Origin of the sequence: Pseudomonas sichuanensis (assembly GCF_024749065.1) — a bacterium.
GTDB classification, from domain to species: domain Bacteria; phylum Pseudomonadota; class Gammaproteobacteria; order Pseudomonadales; family Pseudomonadaceae; genus Aquipseudomonas; species Aquipseudomonas sichuanensis.
Map to the genome: position 1 here is coordinate 4899379 of NZ_CP087185.1, position 17883 is coordinate 4917261.

Below are 17883 nucleotides of genomic sequence, written 5' to 3' on the forward strand. Positions count from 1 at the left end.
AGAGCAGAACTCACAAATTTTACCTTAGCCTGATCACACACCAGTGAAAGTGCATGTCAGTCTATCTATCACATATCCGAATTTTTAAAGAACGTACTAGTCAAAGACTAGAAATCAATATTCACAATGGAATATTCATTTCTAAACTCTAACGCGACAGACCAACATCATGGCTGGCCTTCCGTCTTTCACAAAGAATCAAGCAATTCGTGTGGGAGCTCATCAGCAGGCTGATGTCGTCGATTAAGGAGGTGATCCAGCCGCAGGTTCCCCTACGGCTACCTTGTTACGACTTCACCCCAGTCATGAATCACACCGTGGTAACCGTCCTCCCGAAGGTTAGACTAGCTACTTCTGGTGCAACCCACTCCCATGGTGTGACGGGCGGTGTGTACAAGGCCCGGGAACGTATTCACCGCAACATTCTGATTTGCGATTACTAGCGATTCCGACTTCACGCAGTCGAGTTGCAGACTGCGATCCGGACTACGATCGGTTTTGTGAGATTAGCTCCACCTCGCGGCTTGGCAACCCTCTGTACCGACCATTGTAGCACGTGTGTAGCCCAGGCCGTAAGGGCCATGATGACTTGACGTCATCCCCACCTTCCTCCGGTTTGTCACCGGCAGTCTCCTTAGAGTGCCCACCATAACGTGCTGGTAACTAAGGACAAGGGTTGCGCTCGTTACGGGACTTAACCCAACATCTCACGACACGAGCTGACGACAGCCATGCAGCACCTGTGTCAGAGTTCCCGAAGGCACCAATCCATCTCTGGAAAGTTCTCTGCATGTCAAGGCCTGGTAAGGTTCTTCGCGTTGCTTCGAATTAAACCACATGCTCCACCGCTTGTGCGGGCCCCCGTCAATTCATTTGAGTTTTAACCTTGCGGCCGTACTCCCCAGGCGGTCAACTTAATGCGTTAGCTGCGCCACTAAAATCTCAAGGATTCCAACGGCTAGTTGACATCGTTTACGGCGTGGACTACCAGGGTATCTAATCCTGTTTGCTCCCCACGCTTTCGCACCTCAGTGTCAGTATCAGTCCAGGTGGTCGCCTTCGCCACTGGTGTTCCTTCCTATATCTACGCATTTCACCGCTACACAGGAAATTCCACCACCCTCTACCATACTCTAGCTCGCCAGTTTTGGATGCAGTTCCCAGGTTGAGCCCGGGGCTTTCACATCCAACTTAACGAACCACCTACGCGCGCTTTACGCCCAGTAATTCCGATTAACGCTTGCACCCTCTGTATTACCGCGGCTGCTGGCACAGAGTTAGCCGGTGCTTATTCTGTCGGTAACGTCAAAACAGCAAGGTATTAACTTACTGCCCTTCCTCCCAACTTAAAGTGCTTTACAATCCGAAGACCTTCTTCACACACGCGGCATGGCTGGATCAGGCTTTCGCCCATTGTCCAATATTCCCCACTGCTGCCTCCCGTAGGAGTCTGGACCGTGTCTCAGTTCCAGTGTGACTGATCATCCTCTCAGACCAGTTACGGATCGTCGCCTTGGTGAGCCATTACCTCACCAACTAGCTAATCCGACCTAGGCTCATCTGATAGCGCAAGGCCCGAAGGTCCCCTGCTTTCTCCCGTAGGACGTATGCGGTATTAGCGTTCCTTTCGAAACGTTGTCCCCCACTACCAGGCAGATTCCTAGGCATTACTCACCCGTCCGCCGCTGAATCGAAGAGCAAGCTCTTCTCATCCGCTCGACTTGCATGTGTTAGGCCTGCCGCCAGCGTTCAATCTGAGCCATGATCAAACTCTTCAGTTCAATACTGCTTGGGTTTTTAAGAAACCCTAAACTTGGCTCAGCAATCTCAAATGACTATGTGATTTCTCGCATGGCCACTTGTGATGCTGATAATCTTTTTGACTATCAGTCCGTACTCACAAGCACCCACACGAATTGCTTGACTCAATCTGTTAAAGAGCGTTTGGTTAAGAGCTTTTCGTCTCAACCGAGGCGCGCATTCTACGCTTTCCTCATTGGCTGTCAAGCGTTTATTTTGAAGTTCTTTCCGAGAAACTCGTTTAGCTTCAACCGCTTAACTCGCTGCGATCTCTCGTAGCGGGAGGCGAATCATACAGCGTTACAACCTGCTGTCAACTGCCTCGTTGAAATTTTTTCAGGAATTTCAACAGCTTACTGCTTCTCCGCTGCGATGTCTCGCTGCGGGAGGCGAATAATACAGTATTAAATCAGGCCGTCAACCCTGCCCAACAATTAAATGCTTAGCAAGGTCCCCGCGCCCACCCCAAGCGCTTTCAAGCCCCCACAAGGCATTACCCTATATATAAGGTACTGCCCAAACCACAGGCGCTAAGCTCGCCTAACCCTTTCAGGATGAAGCCCCTATGCCGCTGACCCACCGCCCAGTCCAAACCACCGACATCCCCGCCATCTGCTGCTTCCCCCAGGGCCCGGACGAACTGTTCTACATGTTCCCCAAAGCCACCTACCCGCTGACACCCAACCAACTGAGCGAAGCCATCGCCCAGCGCAGCGGTTCGACAGTGGTTGAAGAGGACGGCGTACTACTGGGTTTCGCCAACTTCTATAAAGCAGAAGCCGGCGGCATCTGTGCGCTCGGTAACGTGGTGGTCGCCCCCGCCGCACGCGGCAAGGGCGTGGCGCGCTATCTGGTGCAGTGCATGATCGCGCTGGCCCGCGAACAGTACGCAGCGCAAGAAGTCTGGGTGTCGTGCTTCAACCACAATACTGCAGGCTTGTTGCTCTATCCGCAGCTTGGGTTCACGCCCTTCCATATAGAGGAGCGCCAGGCACCGGATCACAGCCGGGTTGCACTGATACAGATGAAGCAACTGCTGGGCTGATTGCGCGCCTCAGCGCCCCGCCGCCGCAAACGCCTGCAACTGTGGATAGAACGCCCGAAAATCCGTCAGCAACGGCTCATACAGGCGCTCCAGCTCCACCATCACCCCTTGCAGGCCTTCCGGTCGCGACAAACGCCGGGCGATGCCGCCAAATACCTGCTCCAGGGTGGCGAAATCGCCATACGCCCCCAGCCAGTCATCGGCGGCCATGAACGGCGCGATACGCGCCAGCCGCCCCGGCAATTGCGGTTCGGCCAATAGCACACGGTAGAAGTTGCCGGTGAACTGCGCCAACGGCTGGTCAGCGTACTCCCCCCAGAAACGCGCCAGGCAGTGGTCGAAGAACACATCCAGAACGATCCCGGCATAGCGCCTGCGTTCACGCGGGAAGCGCGCCAGCGCGGCCAGCACCAACGGGTGGCTGTCGGTGTAACTGTCGATCTGCCGGTGCAAGCGGATCGCGGCCTCCAGTTCCGCTGGAAAGCGCCCTTCCAGCGCGCCTTTGACGAAATCGCCATACAGGCTGCCGAGCAGTTGCTGCGGCGCGGGGCCGCCCAGGTGCAGGTGTGCGAGGTAATTCATGGCCGCAGTCTAGCACTGCGCCAACCTATATCGTCATAACCCGATATAGCGATTTTCGATCAACTCAGAACCTTTTCATATTTGTATATCGCGAAATACCGATTTATATTTCGCTCCATCGCGATATACCGCTATACACCACGAGCCTATCCATGCCACTCGATCTCGACGAAATAATAAAAGCCCTGTCCCACCCGGTACGGCGAGAAATCCTCAGCTGGCTGAAGGACCCGGCCACGCAGTTCCCCGACCAGCATCACAGCACCGAACAAGGTGTATGTGCCGGGCAGATCGACCAACGCTGCGGCCTATCGCAGTCGACCGTCTCGGCCCACCTGGCGACCCTGCAGCGCGCCGGCCTGATCAGCAGCCAGAAGATCGGCCAATGGCACTTCTTCAAACGCAACGAGGCCACCATCCAGGCGTTCCTCGCGCAGATGAGCCAAGAGCTCTGACAAGGACCTTGCAATGCCCCTTTCCTTATTGATCCTGGCGCTCAGCGCATTCGCCATCGGCACCACCGAGTTCGTCATCATGGGCCTGCTGCCCGATGTCGCGCAGGACCTGGGCGTCAGCATCCCCGGTGCTGGCTGGCTGGTGACCGGCTACGCCCTCGGCGTGGCCATCGGCGCGCCGTTCATGGCCCTGGCCACCGCTCGCCTGCCGCGCAAGGCCGCGCTGGTGGCGCTGATGGGCGTGTTCATCATTGGCAACCTGCTGTGCGCGGTGGCCGGCGACTACAACCTGCTGATGTTCGCCCGGGTGGTAACCGCGTTGTGCCACGGCGCGTTCTTCGGAATCGGCTCGGTGGTGGCGGCCAGCCTGGTACCAGCCAACCGCCGCGCCTCGGCCGTCGCGCTGATGTTCACCGGCCTCACCCTCGCCAACGTACTGGGTGTGCCGCTGGGCACTGCGCTGGGCCAGGTCGCCGGCTGGCGTTCGACATTCTGGGCGGTGACCGGCATCGGCGTGATCGCACTGATCGGTCTGCTGCGCTTCCTGCCACGCCAGGCCGAAGAGCAGAGCGTGAACATGCGCGCCGAACTGGCTGCGCTCAAAGGCGCCGGCATCTGGCTGTCGCTGAGCATGACCGTGCTGTTTTCGGCGTCGATGTTCGCCCTGTTCACCTACGTTGCGCCGCTGCTCGGCGATGTCACTGGCGTGTCGCCGCGTGGCGTGACCTGGACCCTGCTGCTGATCGGCCTGGGCCTGACCCTGGGCAATATTGTCGGCGGCAAGCTCGCCGACCGACGCCTGGGCGCCACCTTGGTGGGTGTATTCACCGCCATGGCCGTGGTGTCCACCGCACTGAGCTGGACCAGCACGGCGCTGGTCCCCGCCGAGATCACCCTGTTCCTCTGGGCCACCGCCGCCTTCGCCGCCGTACCGGCACTGCAGGTCAATGTGGTCACCTACGGCAAGGCAGCACCTAACCTGGTGTCGACCCTCAATATCGGCGCGTTCAACCTGGGCAACGCCCTGGGGGCCTGGGTGGGCGGCAGCGTCATTGCCCACGGCTTCGGCCTGACCCGCGTGCCGCTGGCTGCGGCGGCCCTGGCGGTACTGGCGCTGATCGTCACCCTGATCACCTTCAACCAGCGCGGCAGCGACGCCGAACTGGCCACGGTTTCCAATTGATAGCTGCGAGGCAATCGGTATGACCACGCTGTTCGATCCAATCACACTGGGCGACCTGCAACTGCCCAACCGCATCATCATGGCCCCGCTGACCCGTTGCCGTGCCGACGAAGGCCGGGTACCCAACGCGCTGATGGCCGAGTACTACGTGCAACGCGCCAGCGCCGGGCTGATCCTCAGCGAAGCGACCTCGGTCACCCCGATGGGTGTCGGCTACCCCGACACCCCAGGCATCTGGAACGACGAGCAGGTACGTGGCTGGCACAACGTCACCAAGGCCATCCATGCCGCAGGCGGGCGCATCTTCCTGCAGCTGTGGCACGTCGGGCGCATCTCTCATCCGTCGTACCTGAACGGCGAGCTGCCGGTAGCCCCCAGCGCCATCCAGCCCAAGGGCCACGTGAGCCTGGTGCGGCCGCTCAGCGACTACCCCACCCCGCGCGCCCTGGAAACCGAAGAGATCGCCGACATCGTCGAGGCCTACCGCAGCGGTGCGGAGAACGCCAAGGCCGCCGGTTTCGACGGTGTGGAGATCCATGGCGCCAATGGCTACCTGCTCGACCAGTTCCTGCAGAGCAGCACCAACCAGCGCACCGACCGCTACGGCGGCTCGCTGGAAAACCGTACGCGCCTGCTGCTGGAAGTGACCGACGCAGTCATCGAGGTGTGGGGCGCCGGCCGCGTCGGCGTACACCTGGCACCACGCGCCGATGCCCACGACATGGGCGACGCCGACCGCGCCGAGACTTTCACCTACGTGGCCCGGGAACTGGGCAAGCGCGGTATCGCGTTCATCTGTTCACGGGAGAAGGAGGCCGACGACAGTATTGGCCTGCTTATAAAGGAAGCGTTCGGCGGCCCGTACATCGTCAACGAGCGCTTCGACAAAGCCAGTGCCAATGCCGCCCTGGCCAGCGGCAAGGCCGATGCGGTGGCCTTTGGCATCCCGTTCATCGCCAACCCCGACCTGCCGGCACGGCTGGCGGCCGATGCGCCGCTCAATGCGCCGCATCCGGAAACCTTCTATGGCAAGGGGCCGGTGGGGTACATCGATTACCCGCGGCTGTGAGCCATGCCCTGGGGCTGCTTTGCAGCCCTCTCGCCGGCAAGCCGGCTCCCACACTGACCGCACTAGCCTTACCTGTGGGAGCTGGCTTGCCAGCGTTTGAGCCGCACAGCGGCCCCTTGCATCAACGCTTCTTGCCGCCGAGCAACGACCCCATCAACCCGCGCACCAACTGCCGCCCCAACTGGTTGGCCGCCTGGCGCACCGCCGACTTGATCGCCTGCCCGGCCGCACTCTGCAGAAACTCGCCGGCCTTGTCGGCCAGGCTTTCCTCATCGGCCTTGGGCTGGGGCGCCGGCTCCAACGGCGCGCCTTTGCGCTGCAAGAGCATTTCATAGGCCGACTCGCGGTCGATCGGTTTGTCGTAACGACCCAGCAATGGCGAAGCCGCGATCAACGCGCTGCGCTCGGCCGCGCTCAACGGCCCGATCCGCGACTGCGGTGGGGCAATCAGCACCCGCTGGACCACGGCCGGCGTGCCCTTTTCTTCCAGGGTGCCCACCAGCGCCTCACCGATACCCAGTTCGGTCAGCACCGTCAGGCTGTCGAACGCAGGGTTGGGGCGAAAGCCATCGGCCACGGCGCGCAACGACTTCTGCTCCTTGGCGGTGAATGCCCGCAGGCCGTGCTGAATACGCAACCCCAACTGGGCCAGCACGGTGTCGGGGAGGTCGCCGGGCGACTGGGTGACGAAATACACCCCTACGCCTTTGGAGCGGATCAGTCGCACCACTTGCTCCAGGCGGTCCTGCAACGCCTTTGGCGTATCGCTGAACAGCAGGTGAGCTTCATCGAAGAACAGCGCCAGTACCGGCTTGTCGGCATCACCGCGCTCGGGCAGTTGCTCGAACAGCTCGGCGAGCAGCCATAGCAGGAAGGTCGCGTAGACCTTGGGCGCCTCATGCACCAGGCGGCTGGCGTCAAGCAGATGGATGCGACCACGGCCGTCGCTGTCCGGGTGCAGCAAGTCCTGCAATTGCAGCGCTGGCTCGCCGAACAGCGCCTCGGCGCCCTGCTGCTCGAGGGTGGCCAACCGGCGCAGCAGGGCTTGGGTCGAGGCACTGGTCATCAGCGCGCTGTCCTCGCCGAGCAGTTGCGGGGTGTCCTTCAAGTGCGCCAACAAGGCCATGAGGTCCTTGAGGTCGAGCAACAACAGCCCCTCACGGTCGGCCACCTTGAACGCCGCATACAAGGCTGCCTGCTGGCTGTCGGTGAGCTCCAGCAGGTTGCCCAGCAGCAAGGGCCCCATTTCACTCAGGGTGGTACGCAAAGGGTGCCCCGACTGGCCGGCGATATCCCACAAGGTGACCGGGTAGGCCTGCGGCCGGTGGTTCAGCCAAGGCATCCCGGCGATGCGCTCGGCCACCTTGCCCTGCGGCGCGCCGGCCGCGCCCAGGCCGCACAGGTCGCCCTTCACATCGGCGGCGAACACTGCCACACCGGCATCGCTGAACAGCTCGGCCAGATGCTGCAAGGTGACGGTCTTGCCGGTACCTGTGGCACCCGCCACCAGCCCGTGGCGATTGGCCAGGCGCATGGCCTGGGACACTGGCTGACCGTCAGGGCCAGCGCCTACAAGCATCTGAAAAGAATCCGACATCTTCGTCATCCTTTGCTCAAGTTCTGCGTGGTAACGGCCGATATTTCAAAATGATTCCAAACAGAAAGACAGTTACAACCCGAAAAGGACCCACGGGACCTGTTGCACTGTTTTCCCACCGTGCTTTGTGCGAACGACCCGATAAAAAAACCTTAGCGGACGCGATCACGTCATGAATAAAAGCCTTCGTTTCAGCCACAAGATTCTTATGGCGGCATCACTCATCGTGATCCTCGCCTTCAGCCTGTTCACCCTGTACAACGACTACCTCCAGCGTAATGCCATTCGCGAGAACCTGGAGAATTACCTGGCTGAGATGGGCGAATCCACGTCCACCAACATCCGCAACCTGTTCGAGGGGCGCATCAAGCTGGTCGAGAACGTTGCCCAGAACCTTGCCCAATACCCACAGAACATCGGCACCCTGCTGGGCCAGAATGCCCTCACCTCCAGCTTCCTGACCATCTACCTCGGCCAGCCCGACGGCACCTTCACCGTGCGCCCGGACACCAAGATGCCAGATGGCTACGACCCACGCGTGCGCCCCTGGTACAAGGACGGCATGAACGCCAACGGGCCGATGCTCACCGAACCCTACATCGACATGGCCACCAACAAGATGGTCATCTCGATCATCAGCACCGCTTCGCGCTCGGTCGGCGTGGTCGGTGGCGACCTGGCCCTCGACGGCCTGGTCGAGATCATCAACTCGCTGAACTTCGGCGGCATGGGCTATGCCTTCCTGGTCAACGACCAAGGCAAGATCCTGGTGCACCCGGACAAGAACCTGGTAATGAAGTCGCTGTCGGACCTGTTCCCGCAGCACACACCTAAGCTGTCCCGTGAGTTGACTGAAGTCGAACTCAATGGCCAGACCCGCCTGCTGACCTTTACCCCGGTCAAAGGCCTGCCTTCGGCCAACTGGTACATCGGCCTGTCGGTAGACAAAGACAAAGCCTTCACCATGCTCAGCAACTTCCGCACCTCGGCGGTCATCGCCACCCTGGTGGCGGTGGTGATCATCATCGCCCTGCTCGGCCTGCTGATCCGAGTGCTGCTGCAGCCGCTGCACACCATGACCCGCGCCATGGAGAACATTGCCGAAGGTGAAGGCGACCTGACCCGTCGACTGCAGATCGACAACCACGACGAGTTCGGCATTCTCGGCACGGCGTTCAACCGCTTCGTCGAACGCATCCACACCTCGATCCGCGAGGTGTCCTCGGCCACCGAGCAGGTCAACGAAGTGGCCCTGCGGGTGATCAGCGCCTCCAACTCGTCGATGACCAACTCCGACGAGCAGTCCAACCGCACCAACAGCGTCGCTGCCGCCATCAACCAACTGGGTGCCGCCGCCCAGGAGATCGCCGGCAACGCCGCCCAGGCATCGCAGCACGCCAGCTCCGCACGCCTGCTGGCCGAGGAAGGCCAACACGTGGTGCAGCGCAACATCGATGCGATGAACCGCCTGTCGGACCTGATCGTCACCTCCAGCTCGCACATCGAGACGCTCAACAACAAGACCGTCAACATCGGCCAGATTCTCGAGGTGATCACCAGCATCTCGCAGCAGACCAACCTGCTGGCGCTCAACGCCGCCATCGAGGCTGCACGCGCAGGCGAAGCCGGGCGTGGTTTTGCCGTGGTCGCCGATGAAGTGCGCAACCTGGCCCACCGCACCCAGGAGTCGGCACAGCAGGTGCAGACCATGATCGAGGAGCTGCAAATCGGCGCCCGCGAGTCGGTCGACACCATGGGCCAGAGCCAGCGCCACAGCCAGGACAGCATGGAGATCGCCAACCAGGCCGGCGAGCGCCTGGGCAGCGTGACTCAGCGCATCGGCGAAATCGACGGCATGAACCAGTCGGTGGCCACCGCCACCGAAGAGCAGACCGCCGTGGTCGACTCGATCAACATGGACATCAACGAGATCAACATGCTCAACCAGGAAGGCGTCGAGAACCTGCAAGCCACCCTGCGCGCCTGCTCGGACCTCGAGCAACAGGCCGGCCGCCTCAAGCACCTGGTCGGCAGCTTCCGCATCTGACCTTCTGACCAAGTTGCCTGCTTCGCGGGTGAACCCGCTCCCACAGGATCTGTACAGTATCTGAAACTGTCTCGATCACTGTGGGAGCGGGTTCACCCGCGAAGAAGCCAGCGCCGCTCCCCCTGCCAGCCCCACAGCCCGATCGAACAAACTATCCTTCTGTAAGGTCAACCTTCAGGCGAATCATCATCGGCGTATCACCCCCGATGACGATCCTGAAGTCGATCCCGGAGGGATGCTGATCGTGCACATCGCCGACATCACCATGTTCTACGCTCCAGCCAGCGGTGGTGTGCGGACGTACCTCGATGCCAAGCACCGCCGCCTCGGCGCCATGCCCGGCGTACGCCACAGCTTGTTGATCCCCGGCCCCAGCGCCAGCTGCGCCGATGGCATCCATCACGTCCCCGCGCCACCCCTGCCGTTCGGCAACGGCTACCGTTTCCCGCTGCGCCTGGCCCCCTGGTGCAACATGCTGCGCCGCCTGCAGCCCGACCTTATCGAAGTCGGCGACCCCTACCTCACCGCCTGGGCCGCGCTGGAGGCACGGCGCAAGCTCGGTGTACCAGTGATCGGCTTCTATCACTCCGACCTGCCGCTGCTGGCAAGCAACCGCATGGGCCACTGGTGCACGCCCAATGTCGAGGCCTATGTGAGCAAACTGTACGGCAACTTCGATCGGGTGCTGGCGCCGAGCCAGGTGATGGCCGACAAACTGCGCCGGCTGGGGATCAGGGATGTGCACGTGCAGCACCTGGGCGTTGACCTGGCACTGTTCAACCCAACCCAGCACGACCCCGGCCTGCGCGCCCAGCTGGGCATCGCTGAAACCAGCCGCCTGCTGGTGTTCGCCGGGCGCGGCTCGCGGGAAAAGAACCTGCCGGTACTGCTCGACTGCATGCGCCTGCTGGGCCACCGCTACCACCTGCTGCTGCTGGGTTCGAACATGCCGGCCAGCGTGCCGGACAACGTCAGCGTGATCGACCATTTCTGCCCAGCGCAGGAAGTCGCCCGGCTACTGGCCAGTGCCGACCTGCTGCTGCATGCCGGCGATCAGGAAACCTTTGGCCTGGTGATTCTCGAAGCCATGGCCAGCGCTACGGCGGTGGTCGCCGTGCGTGCCGGCGCGTTCAGGGAGATCGTCAACGAGCAGTGTGGCCGCCTGTGTCGCCCCAACGACAGCCAGGCCATGGCCGACGGGGTGCGCGAAGCGTTCGAGGACGGCGTGGCCCGCCTCGGTGCCCAGGCCCGCTTGCATGCAGAGCAGCACTATAGCTGGGACCAGGTAGTCAACGGCCTGCTGCTGCACTACCAGGCGGTACTGGGCCACCTGCCGCAGGTACGCGCCCATGGCTGAGCCCGCCGGCGCCACACGTAGCCTGATGCTGGTGCTGCACGATGTCGCGCCACAAACCTGGCACGACTACCAGCCCTTCGTGCAGGCCATCGACACCCTCGGCGGCGTGCCGATGACCTGGCTGGTGGTCCCGGACTTCCACCACCGCAACTACCTGGCCCGCTCACCGACCTTCTGCCGGCTGCTCGAGCGGCGCCTGGCACTGGGTGACGAGTTGGCACTGCACGGTTACTACCACGCCGACGACGGGCCGCCGCCCCGTGGGCCTGGCGAGTACTTCATGCGCCGTGTCTTCACCCATGAAGCCGAGTTCTACGGGCTCGACCAAATGGCTGCCTTGCAACGCCTGCAAGCCGGGTTGGCGCTGTTCGATCAGCAAGGCTGGCCCGTTGCCGGATTCGTCGCCCCTGCGTGGCTGATGAGCGAAGGCACTCGGCAGGCCTTGCGCCAATTGCCGCTGCGCTACACCAGCACTGCCCGATACCTGTATCGCCTGCCAGACTTCACCGCATTAGACGCCCCAGGCCTGGTGTGGAGTGCGCGCAGCCCCTGGCGCCGCAGCCTGTCGAAGCTGATGAACGACTGGCAGTACCGACGCTGGCAACAGGCCGATACGTTGCGCCTGGGTGTACACCCGATCGATATGCGCTATCCAGCCTCCCGCAACTACTGGCTGGACACCGTGCACCAACTGTTGGCCGAAGGCCGCGAACCCCTGACCAAATGCGCCTGGCTTGATCGCCAGATCACAGCATGAAATGCACCGAGGCGCGGTTACCTGCTATTGCTCTCGGTCGGCCGCAATGGGCAGCGGGCGTTCGCCTGCTTGCGTGTGCGCTGCTCGAGCGCTGGCGGCCTCAGGGGGGTTAAGCGCTTGCCACAACGCGGCGGCACCGGGGAACTCGGTGCCGTCCTCGTCGCGCAGCGCTTCGGGGTCGAAGCGCGCCAGGCAGCCTTCGCCCAAGGTCGGGGGCGCGCTGGCGCCGGCCTTGTCGCGAGAGCCTGCCATGGTCAGTCGAAGACCACGGTCTTGTTACCGTGCACCAGCACGCGGTCTTCGAGGTGATAACGCAGGCCACGGGCCAGCACCATCTTCTCCACGTCACGGCCGAAACGCACCATGTCCTCGATGCTGTCGGCGTGGCTGACACGCACCACGTCCTGCTCGATGATCGGGCCGGCATCCAGCTCTTCGGTGACGTAGTGACAGGTCGCGCCGATCAGCTTCACCCCTCGCAGGGCGGCCTGGTGGTAGGGTTTGGCACCGACGAACGACGGCAGGAAGCTGTGGTGGATATTGATGACCTTTTCCGCGTAGTCGCGGCACAGCTGTGGCGGAAGAATTTGCATGTAGCGCGCCAGCACCACCACGTCGGCACCATGTTCCTGGACTAGGCGCGAGACTTCGGCGAAGGCCGGGGCCTTGTCCTTCGGGTCGACCGGCACATGGAAGAACGGAATCCCATGCCACTCGACCATGCTGCGCAGGTCGTCATGGTTGGAGATCACGCAGGGGATCTCGCAATCCAGTTCATCGGTGTGCCAGCGGTGCAGCAGGTCGGCCAGGCAGTGGGATTCCCGGCTGGCCATCAGCACCACGCGCTTCTTCTGCGCCGAGTCGGTGATCCGCCAGGTCATGGAGAACTCTTCGGCGATCGGCGCAAAGGCCTCGCGGAATGCTTCGATGCCGAACGGCAGGGATTCGGCGCGGATTTCATGGCGCATGAAGAACCAGCCACTCTGTTCATCGGAGTGGTGGCTGGCCTCGTTGATCCAGCCATTATAGAGGGCCAGGAAATTACTGACTTTTGCCACGATGCCGACACGGTCGGGGCAGGCAATCACCAGTCGATAGGTGCGCATGAGGGGGGCTCCAGAACTTCGCAAAGGCGCATATTCTAGCGGCCCGGAAGGAAAAACGCAGTATTGATCGACAGGCATCGCAGCGCCGGCGACAGGGAAAATTCGCACACGGCATATCCCTTCTTCGTAAAGGGGTATGGCGATTAACCTGTCATTTATGTAAATTTTTTTTAACCAAACAGCGATCTGGCCATTCACTGCTATTAATTGATTCGTGACTTTTTAATTGTTTACTTGCGAGTATCGCCTGTCTATTATTGCCCGCACTGTCTCCCTGAATATGCATTAAGGAACACGCCATGTCGCTGATCAACGAATACCGCGCCACCGAAGAAGCCATCAAAGAACTTCAGGCCCGCCTGGCCAACCTGTCCCAGGATGACAAGCTGAAGAAAGAACTGGAGTTCGAAGGCAAACTGCGCACCCTGATGGGCGAATACTCCAAGTCGCTGCGTGACGTGATTGCCCTGCTCGACCCGGAAAGCAAACTGAGCAAGGCCCCACGCGGCGCGACCAAAGTCACCGCCACCAAACGCGCACGCAAGGTCAAGCAGTACAAGAACCCGCACAATGGCGAGGTTATTGAAACCAAGGGTGGCAACCACAAGACCCTGAAAGAGTGGAAAGCCAAGTGGGGCGGCGACGTCGTTGAAGGCTGGGCCACCCTGCTGGACTGATACGCGTATCACGCAATCAGTTACAACTTGAAAAACGCCGGCAGCTGCCGGCGTTTTTATTACTGCTTGCGTTCAAATCTGGAACTGCGCTTTCAATTGCCCGGCATGCGCCTGCCAGGCCTTCAATACCGCTTTCCCCGCCTCGTCAGCCTCGGCCCAACTGCTCTGCAACGCCTTCTCGAAGTCACCCAGGGTGTTCGGTGCGCCCATGGCAGGGTCACTTAATCGCTGCTGGCAGAATGCCTGCCAACGCGCCTGTTCTTGTGCGTCGAGGGTGTCGGCAAAATTGCGTGCACGATAACGGAACAACAGCTCGGGCAAGCGCGAATCATCGAACATCCAGTGGCCCTTGGCCAATTGCGCCGGGTCTGTGGTACGTACTTGTTCACACAAGCGCCTGTCTCGATCACCGATGAATCCGTCGTACAACTGTTGTTCCGGATCCTCACACGGGGCAAAGTCTTCTTCCCCGTAAATAATCTCGAGCTTGTTACGCCAATGGGCCTGCTGGCTGGCCAATTGCTCAGCGTGCTTCTGCAATTGCGCCATATCCAGGCCCAACCGTTGTTGATCGGCGGGGCGCACTACCGACAAGGGTGCCAGCACCGGGCAACGATTGACATGCACCAACTTCAACGGCACGGGTAGTTCGCCTTCAGCCAATGCTTCGCGCCGCGTGTACAACCGCTGACGCAGCACCTCGGCACTGTCCTGCAGCAGCGGTGAAGTTTCCTGCCCCAAGTCACAGACAATCAGGGCGTTGCGATTACGCGGATGCCAGGCCAATGGCAGCACCACACCGATGTAATTACGCTGGGCAGAGAAACGCCCTGACACATGTACCAATGGTTGCAGCAGACGAATCTGCTCCATCACTTTGTGCTTGCTGCGCAACTGGAACAGCCAGTCATAGAGTTTCGGTTGTTTCTCGCGAATCAGTCGCGCCAGGGCGATGGTTGCCCGTACGTCGGACAGCGCTTCGTGGGCGTGGCCATGGTCGATGCCATTGGCCTTGCTGAGCAGCTCCAGGCGCAGGCTGGTGCGTCCCTCCTGCTGCGGCCAGACAATCCCTTCAGGGCGCAGTGCATAGGCAGTGCGCACCACATCAATCAGATCCCAACGGCTGTTGCCGCCTTGCCATTCGCGGGCATAGGGGTCGAAAAAGTTGCGGTAAAGGCTGTAGCGGGTGACTTCGTCGTCAAAGCGCAGGGTGTTGTAGCCGGCACCACAGGTGCCTGGGCGCGCCAACTGCTCATGGATGCGGGTCATGAACTCGGCCTCGCACAAGCCCTGGCTGGCCAGTTGCTGCGGCGTGATACCGGTCACCAGGCACGCGGCGGGGTGCGGCAGGATGTCATCGGAGGGGCGGCAATAGAGGCTGATCGGCGCCTCGATCTCGTTGAGGTCGAGGTCGGTGCGCACACCGGCCACCTGCAACGGGCGGTCGTTACGTGGGTTGATGCCGGTGGTTTCGTAGTCGTGCCAGAAGATGCTGGAGCTCACGGGGTCTTCCTGTAACAAGGTCGACCAGAGTCTAGCGGGCGCAGTGGCGCCAGGGCCAGCGTTCAGGCAGAGGCGTTGAGCGGGCGGAAGCTGAAGTAGTCGCGCAGCGAGCGCACGAAATCATCGTATTCCTGGGGTGCCTGCAACAGCATGAAGCCGGCATCGTAATGCCCCGGCGTCTCGTCTTCGCGGCACCACAGGCAACTGGCGGTGAGGTTGATCGGTTGCTGCCCGCCACCGGCCTGCGGCACGCGCAGTTGCAGCTCGAAGTCTGGCCCCACCAACACCGGCAACTGACTGATCAGCATCAGGCCGTCCTCGGAGGCATTGCCCAGGTAGCCGATCTGCTGGTCGGTAAAGCGGTTGTAGACCTTGAGTACGCAAGGCAGTTGGTGACGTTGAATATGACGTTCGATGAACATGGCGGCTATGTATTCCTGTACCCGGAGCCAGGAAGACAAGGTACTGGCAGTGATCGTTACAACTTGTTTAACAGATTAGCGCAGCCCGATGGGCCATTACCATGAAATCGATGACACCTTGGGATTAACGCCAAGGTGTACCTTTTACCGGGCTGGCCACTGCCGCTTCACCCCGCAGATAGCCCAGCCTTTCCAGGGTCTGCAGACGGGCCTGAGCGCGATAGGCGTATTCGTTGCGCGGGTACTGCTGGATCAGGTACTGGTAGGTCTGCGCTGCATCTACGTAGAGTTTCTGCCGCTCCAGGCACTGGCCACGCAGCATCGACACTTCCGGATGGATGAACGGCCGTGCGCGGCTGGCGCGGTCGACCTGGGACAGCTCCAGCATGACCCGCGAGCAGTCGCCACGGTCATAGGCGCGGTAGGCATTGTTCAAATGGTGGTCCATGGACCAGCGGGTGCAGCCGACGACACTGGCCGCCATGGTCAAAACGATCAGGGTGCGCATGGGAACTCTCCTTGGATGCCAAGTGTATCGGCGCCTGTGTGAAATTCTCCAGCATCAAGTTACAACTGGCGAAATGCACGAGTCCGCCGCTCATCCATCTGCTTGTAGCTTGCCACTTGTAGCTTGCAGCTTTAAGCGTGCAAGCGACCGTTGATTCTGCCTCCCGGTAGTGCAACGGAACAATGACTACAGCTCAATTGAGGAGTAGCCTTTCGCTGCGCTTCACTATAGGAGTCTGTGCATGACCATCCGCCGTACCAAAATCGTCGCCACCCTTGGCCCCGCCAGCAACTCGCCGGAAGTGATCGAACAACTGATCCTTGCCGGCCTGGACGTGGCACGCCTGAACTTCTCCCACGGCACCCCGGACGAGCACAAAGCCCGCGCCCGCCTGATCCGCGACATCGCCGCCAAGAACGGCCGCCACGTCGCGCTGCTGGGTGACCTGCAGGGTCCGAAGATCCGCATCGCCAAATTCAGCAATAAGCGCATCGAACTGAAAGTCGGTGACAAGTTCACCTTCTCCACCGCCCACCCGCTCACCGAAGGCAACCAGGACATCGTCGGCATCGATTACCCCGACCTGGTCAAGGACTGCGGCGTCGGTGACGAACTGCTGCTCGACGACGGCCGCGTGGTCATGCGCGTCGAGACCGCCACCAGCGATGCCCTGCATTGCGTGGTGATCATCGGTGGCCCGCTGTCCGACCACAAGGGCATCAACCGCAAGGGTGGCGGCCTGACCGCGCCAGCCCTGACCGAAAAAGACAAGGCCGATATCAAGCTGGCCGCGGAAATGGACCTGGACTACCTGGCCGTCTCCTTCCCGCGTGACGCCAGCGACATGGAATACGCCCGCAAGCTGCGTGACGAAGCCGGCGGCAGCGCCTGGCTGGTGGCCAAGATCGAACGCGCCGAAGCGGTGGCCGACGACGAGACCCTCGACCAGCTGATCCGCGCCTCCGACGCGGTGATGGTTGCCCGTGGCGACCTGGGCGTGGAAATCGGCGACGCCGAGCTGATCGCCATCCAGAAGAAGATCATCCAGCACGCACGCCGCAACAACAAAGCGGTGATCGTCGCGACCCAGATGATGGAGTCGATGATCCAGAACCCGATGCCGACCCGCGCCGAAGTGTCCGACGTGGCCAACGCCGTGCTGGACAACACCGACGCGGTGATGCTGTCGGCCGAAAGCGCCGCCGGTTCCTATCCGATCGAAGCCGTCCAGGCCATGGCACGGATCTGCTCGGGCGCCGAAAAGCACCCGACCAGCCAGAAATCCAGCCACCGCCTGCACACCACCTTCGAGCGCTGCGACGAGTCCATCGCCCTCGCGGCGATGTACACCGCCAACCACTTCCCCGGCGTCAAGGCGATCATCGCCCTCACCGAAAGTGGCTACACCCCGCTGATCATGTCGCGCCTGCGTTCGCACGTGCCGATCTTCGCGCTGTCGCCGCACCGCGCCACCCAGGCCCGTGCCAACATGTTCCGCGGCGTGTACCCGATTGCCTTCGACCCGGCTTCGCTGCCGGCCGACAAGGTCAGCCAGGCGGCGGTCGACGAGCTGCTCAAGCGTGGCCTGGTGGAGCAAGGTGACTGGGTCATCCTCACCAAGGGCGACAGCTACCACACCATCGGTGGCACCAACGGCATGAAGATCCTGCATGTCGGTGATCCGCTGGTCGGCTGATCGGCACGCGGTCCCCATCGCGGGGCAAGCCCGCTCCCACGCAGCCGATACTGGTTGCGTGGAGCGGGCTTGCCCCGCG

The 17883-nt window shown here is 61.5% G+C and carries 16 protein-coding genes, 1 rRNA gene and 1 pseudogene; 10 read left to right on the forward strand and 8 right to left on the reverse strand.

All coding sequences use genetic code 11. The annotated features are described in order from the left end of the window. Positions 1 to 244: 244 nt before the first annotated feature. Positions 245 to 1781, reverse strand: a 16S ribosomal RNA gene (locus LOY51_RS22155). 584 nt (positions 1782 to 2365) lie between these two features. Here LOY51_RS22155 and LOY51_RS22160 point away from each other — a divergent pair. Beyond that, positions 2366 to 2845 (forward strand): GNAT family N-acetyltransferase, encoded by a 480-nt coding sequence (locus tag LOY51_RS22160; protein WP_125465412.1) that lies wholly within the window; start codon positions 2366 to 2368, stop codon positions 2843 to 2845. Positions 2846 to 2854: 9 nt separating this feature from the next. Here the strand turns inward: LOY51_RS22160 and LOY51_RS22165 are convergent, their stop codons facing one another. Continuing rightward, positions 2855 to 3427 carry an acyl carrier protein phosphodiesterase gene (locus tag LOY51_RS22165; RefSeq protein ID WP_125465413.1) on the reverse strand — a complete coding sequence of 191 codons (573 nt, stop codon included), beginning with the start codon at positions 3425 to 3427 and terminating at the stop codon, positions 2855 to 2857. Positions 3428 to 3579: 152 nt separating this feature from the next. Here LOY51_RS22165 and LOY51_RS22170 point away from each other — a divergent pair, with 152 nt between their 5' ends. From LOY51_RS22170 to LOY51_RS22180, 3 genes are read left to right on the forward strand one after another with little or no spacing between them, the layout of a single operon-like run. Beyond that, positions 3580 to 3882, forward strand: a complete 303-nt coding sequence (locus tag LOY51_RS22170) for an ArsR/SmtB family transcription factor (RefSeq protein WP_125465414.1) — start codon at positions 3580 to 3582, stop codon at positions 3880 to 3882. 13 nt (positions 3883 to 3895) lie between these two features. Beyond that, positions 3896 to 5065 (forward strand): MFS transporter, encoded by a 1170-nt coding sequence (locus tag LOY51_RS22175; RefSeq protein WP_125860171.1) that lies wholly within the window; start codon positions 3896 to 3898, stop codon positions 5063 to 5065. Between the two features lie 19 nt (positions 5066 to 5084). Continuing rightward, the gene (locus LOY51_RS22180; RefSeq protein WP_258643071.1) at positions 5085 to 6134 is read left to right on the forward strand and encodes an alkene reductase; all 1050 of its coding nucleotides are present in this window, start codon (positions 5085 to 5087) and stop codon (positions 6132 to 6134) included. Between the two features lie 121 nt (positions 6135 to 6255). Here the strand turns inward: LOY51_RS22180 and LOY51_RS22185 are convergent, their stop codons facing one another. Next, positions 6256 to 7731, reverse strand: a complete 1476-nt coding sequence (locus LOY51_RS22185; RefSeq protein WP_258643073.1) for a helicase HerA-like domain-containing protein — start codon at positions 7729 to 7731, stop codon at positions 6256 to 6258. Positions 7732 to 7939: 208 nt separating this feature from the next. Here LOY51_RS22185 and LOY51_RS27245 point away from each other — a divergent pair. From LOY51_RS27245 to gpgD, 4 genes and pseudogenes are all read left to right on the forward strand, one after another. Further along, a pseudogene (locus LOY51_RS27245) lies at positions 7940 to 8920 on the forward strand (HAMP domain-containing protein); the annotation flags it as partial. 93 nt (positions 8921 to 9013) lie between these two features. Next, positions 9014 to 9778 carry a methyl-accepting chemotaxis protein gene (locus LOY51_RS27250; protein WP_371923764.1) on the forward strand — a complete coding sequence of 255 codons (765 nt, stop codon included), beginning with the start codon at positions 9014 to 9016 and terminating at the stop codon, positions 9776 to 9778. 235 nt (positions 9779 to 10013) lie between these two features. Continuing rightward, complete coding sequence (gpgS, locus tag LOY51_RS22195; protein ID WP_125860177.1) at positions 10014 to 11135, forward strand: N-acetylglucosaminyl phosphatidylglycerol synthase; 1122 nt, start codon at positions 10014 to 10016, stop codon at positions 11133 to 11135. Next, a complete protein-coding gene (gpgD, locus tag LOY51_RS22200; protein ID WP_258643076.1) occupies positions 11128 to 11892 on the forward strand; it encodes an N-acetylglucosaminyl phosphatidylglycerol deacetylase in 765 nt (254 codons plus the stop codon). The genes gpgS and gpgD overlap by 8 nt, the downstream gene beginning before the upstream one ends. Before the next feature lie 24 nt (positions 11893 to 11916). Here the strand turns inward: gpgD and LOY51_RS22205 are convergent, their stop codons facing one another. After that, positions 11917 to 12144: a hypothetical protein gene (locus LOY51_RS22205; protein ID WP_125860181.1), complete on the reverse strand. Its 228-nt coding sequence runs from the start codon at positions 12142 to 12144 to the stop codon at positions 11917 to 11919. 2 nt (positions 12145 to 12146) lie between these two features. After that, positions 12147 to 12998 carry a formyltetrahydrofolate deformylase gene (gene purU, locus LOY51_RS22210; RefSeq protein WP_125465422.1) on the reverse strand — a complete coding sequence of 284 codons (852 nt, stop codon included), beginning with the start codon at positions 12996 to 12998 and terminating at the stop codon, positions 12147 to 12149. A 299-nt stretch (positions 12999 to 13297) separates the two neighbouring features. Between purU and mvaT the strand changes: the two genes are divergently transcribed. Further along, positions 13298 to 13675: a histone-like nucleoid-structuring protein MvaT gene (mvaT, locus tag LOY51_RS22215; RefSeq protein WP_110994923.1), complete on the forward strand. Its 378-nt coding sequence runs from the start codon at positions 13298 to 13300 to the stop codon at positions 13673 to 13675. A 72-nt stretch (positions 13676 to 13747) separates the two neighbouring features. Here mvaT and sbcB read toward each other — a convergent pair whose 3' ends face one another. From sbcB to LOY51_RS22230, 3 genes are all read right to left on the reverse strand, one after another. After that, positions 13748 to 15178, reverse strand: coding sequence for an exodeoxyribonuclease I (sbcB, locus tag LOY51_RS22220; protein ID WP_125465423.1), 1431 nt, complete (start codon positions 15176 to 15178; stop codon positions 13748 to 13750). Between the two features lie 62 nt (positions 15179 to 15240). After that, positions 15241 to 15600: a PilZ domain-containing protein gene (locus tag LOY51_RS22225; RefSeq protein ID WP_125860183.1), complete on the reverse strand. Its 360-nt coding sequence runs from the start codon at positions 15598 to 15600 to the stop codon at positions 15241 to 15243. A 124-nt stretch (positions 15601 to 15724) separates the two neighbouring features. Beyond that, positions 15725 to 16108 carry a tol-pal system YbgF family protein gene (locus LOY51_RS22230; RefSeq protein ID WP_125465425.1) on the reverse strand — a complete coding sequence of 128 codons (384 nt, stop codon included), beginning with the start codon at positions 16106 to 16108 and terminating at the stop codon, positions 15725 to 15727. Between the two features lie 241 nt (positions 16109 to 16349). On the opposite strand from LOY51_RS22230, the gene pyk reads away from it, so the two are divergent. Further along, a complete protein-coding gene (gene pyk, locus LOY51_RS22235) occupies positions 16350 to 17804 on the forward strand; it encodes a pyruvate kinase (RefSeq protein WP_125465426.1) in 1455 nt (484 codons plus the stop codon). Positions 17805 to 17883: the final 79 nt, after the last annotated feature.

Bases quoted from the DNA above. Each gene is read 5' to 3' on its own strand.
- LOY51_RS22160 (WP_125465412.1), top strand. From the start codon at position 2,366: ATGCCGCTGACCCACCGCCCAGTCCAAACCACCGACATCCCCGCCATC.
- LOY51_RS22165 (WP_125465413.1), bottom strand. From the start codon at position 3,427: ATGAATTACCTCGCACACCTGCACCTGGGCGGCCCCGCGCCGCAGCAA.
- LOY51_RS22170 (WP_125465414.1), top strand. From the start codon at position 3,580: ATGCCACTCGATCTCGACGAAATAATAAAAGCCCTGTCCCACCCGGTA.
- LOY51_RS22175 (WP_125860171.1), top strand. From the start codon at position 3,896: ATGCCCCTTTCCTTATTGATCCTGGCGCTCAGCGCATTCGCCATCGGC.
- LOY51_RS22180 (WP_258643071.1), top strand. From the start codon at position 5,085: ATGACCACGCTGTTCGATCCAATCACACTGGGCGACCTGCAACTGCCC.
- LOY51_RS22185 (WP_258643073.1), bottom strand. From the start codon at position 7,731: ATGTCGGATTCTTTTCAGATGCTTGTAGGCGCTGGCCCTGACGGTCAG.
- LOY51_RS27250 (WP_371923764.1), top strand. From the start codon at position 9,014: ATGACCAACTCCGACGAGCAGTCCAACCGCACCAACAGCGTCGCTGCC.
- gpgS (WP_125860177.1), top strand. From the start codon at position 10,014: ATGCTGATCGTGCACATCGCCGACATCACCATGTTCTACGCTCCAGCC.
- gpgD (WP_258643076.1), top strand. From the start codon at position 11,128: ATGGCTGAGCCCGCCGGCGCCACACGTAGCCTGATGCTGGTGCTGCAC.
- LOY51_RS22205 (WP_125860181.1), bottom strand. From the start codon at position 12,144: ATGGCAGGCTCTCGCGACAAGGCCGGCGCCAGCGCGCCCCCGACCTTG.
- purU (WP_125465422.1), bottom strand. From the start codon at position 12,998: ATGCGCACCTATCGACTGGTGATTGCCTGCCCCGACCGTGTCGGCATC.
- mvaT (WP_110994923.1), top strand. From the start codon at position 13,298: ATGTCGCTGATCAACGAATACCGCGCCACCGAAGAAGCCATCAAAGAA.
- LOY51_RS22225 (WP_125860183.1), bottom strand. From the start codon at position 15,600: ATGTTCATCGAACGTCATATTCAACGTCACCAACTGCCTTGCGTACTC.
- LOY51_RS22230 (WP_125465425.1), bottom strand. From the start codon at position 16,108: ATGCGCACCCTGATCGTTTTGACCATGGCGGCCAGTGTCGTCGGCTGC.
- pyk (WP_125465426.1), top strand. From the start codon at position 16,350: ATGACCATCCGCCGTACCAAAATCGTCGCCACCCTTGGCCCCGCCAGC.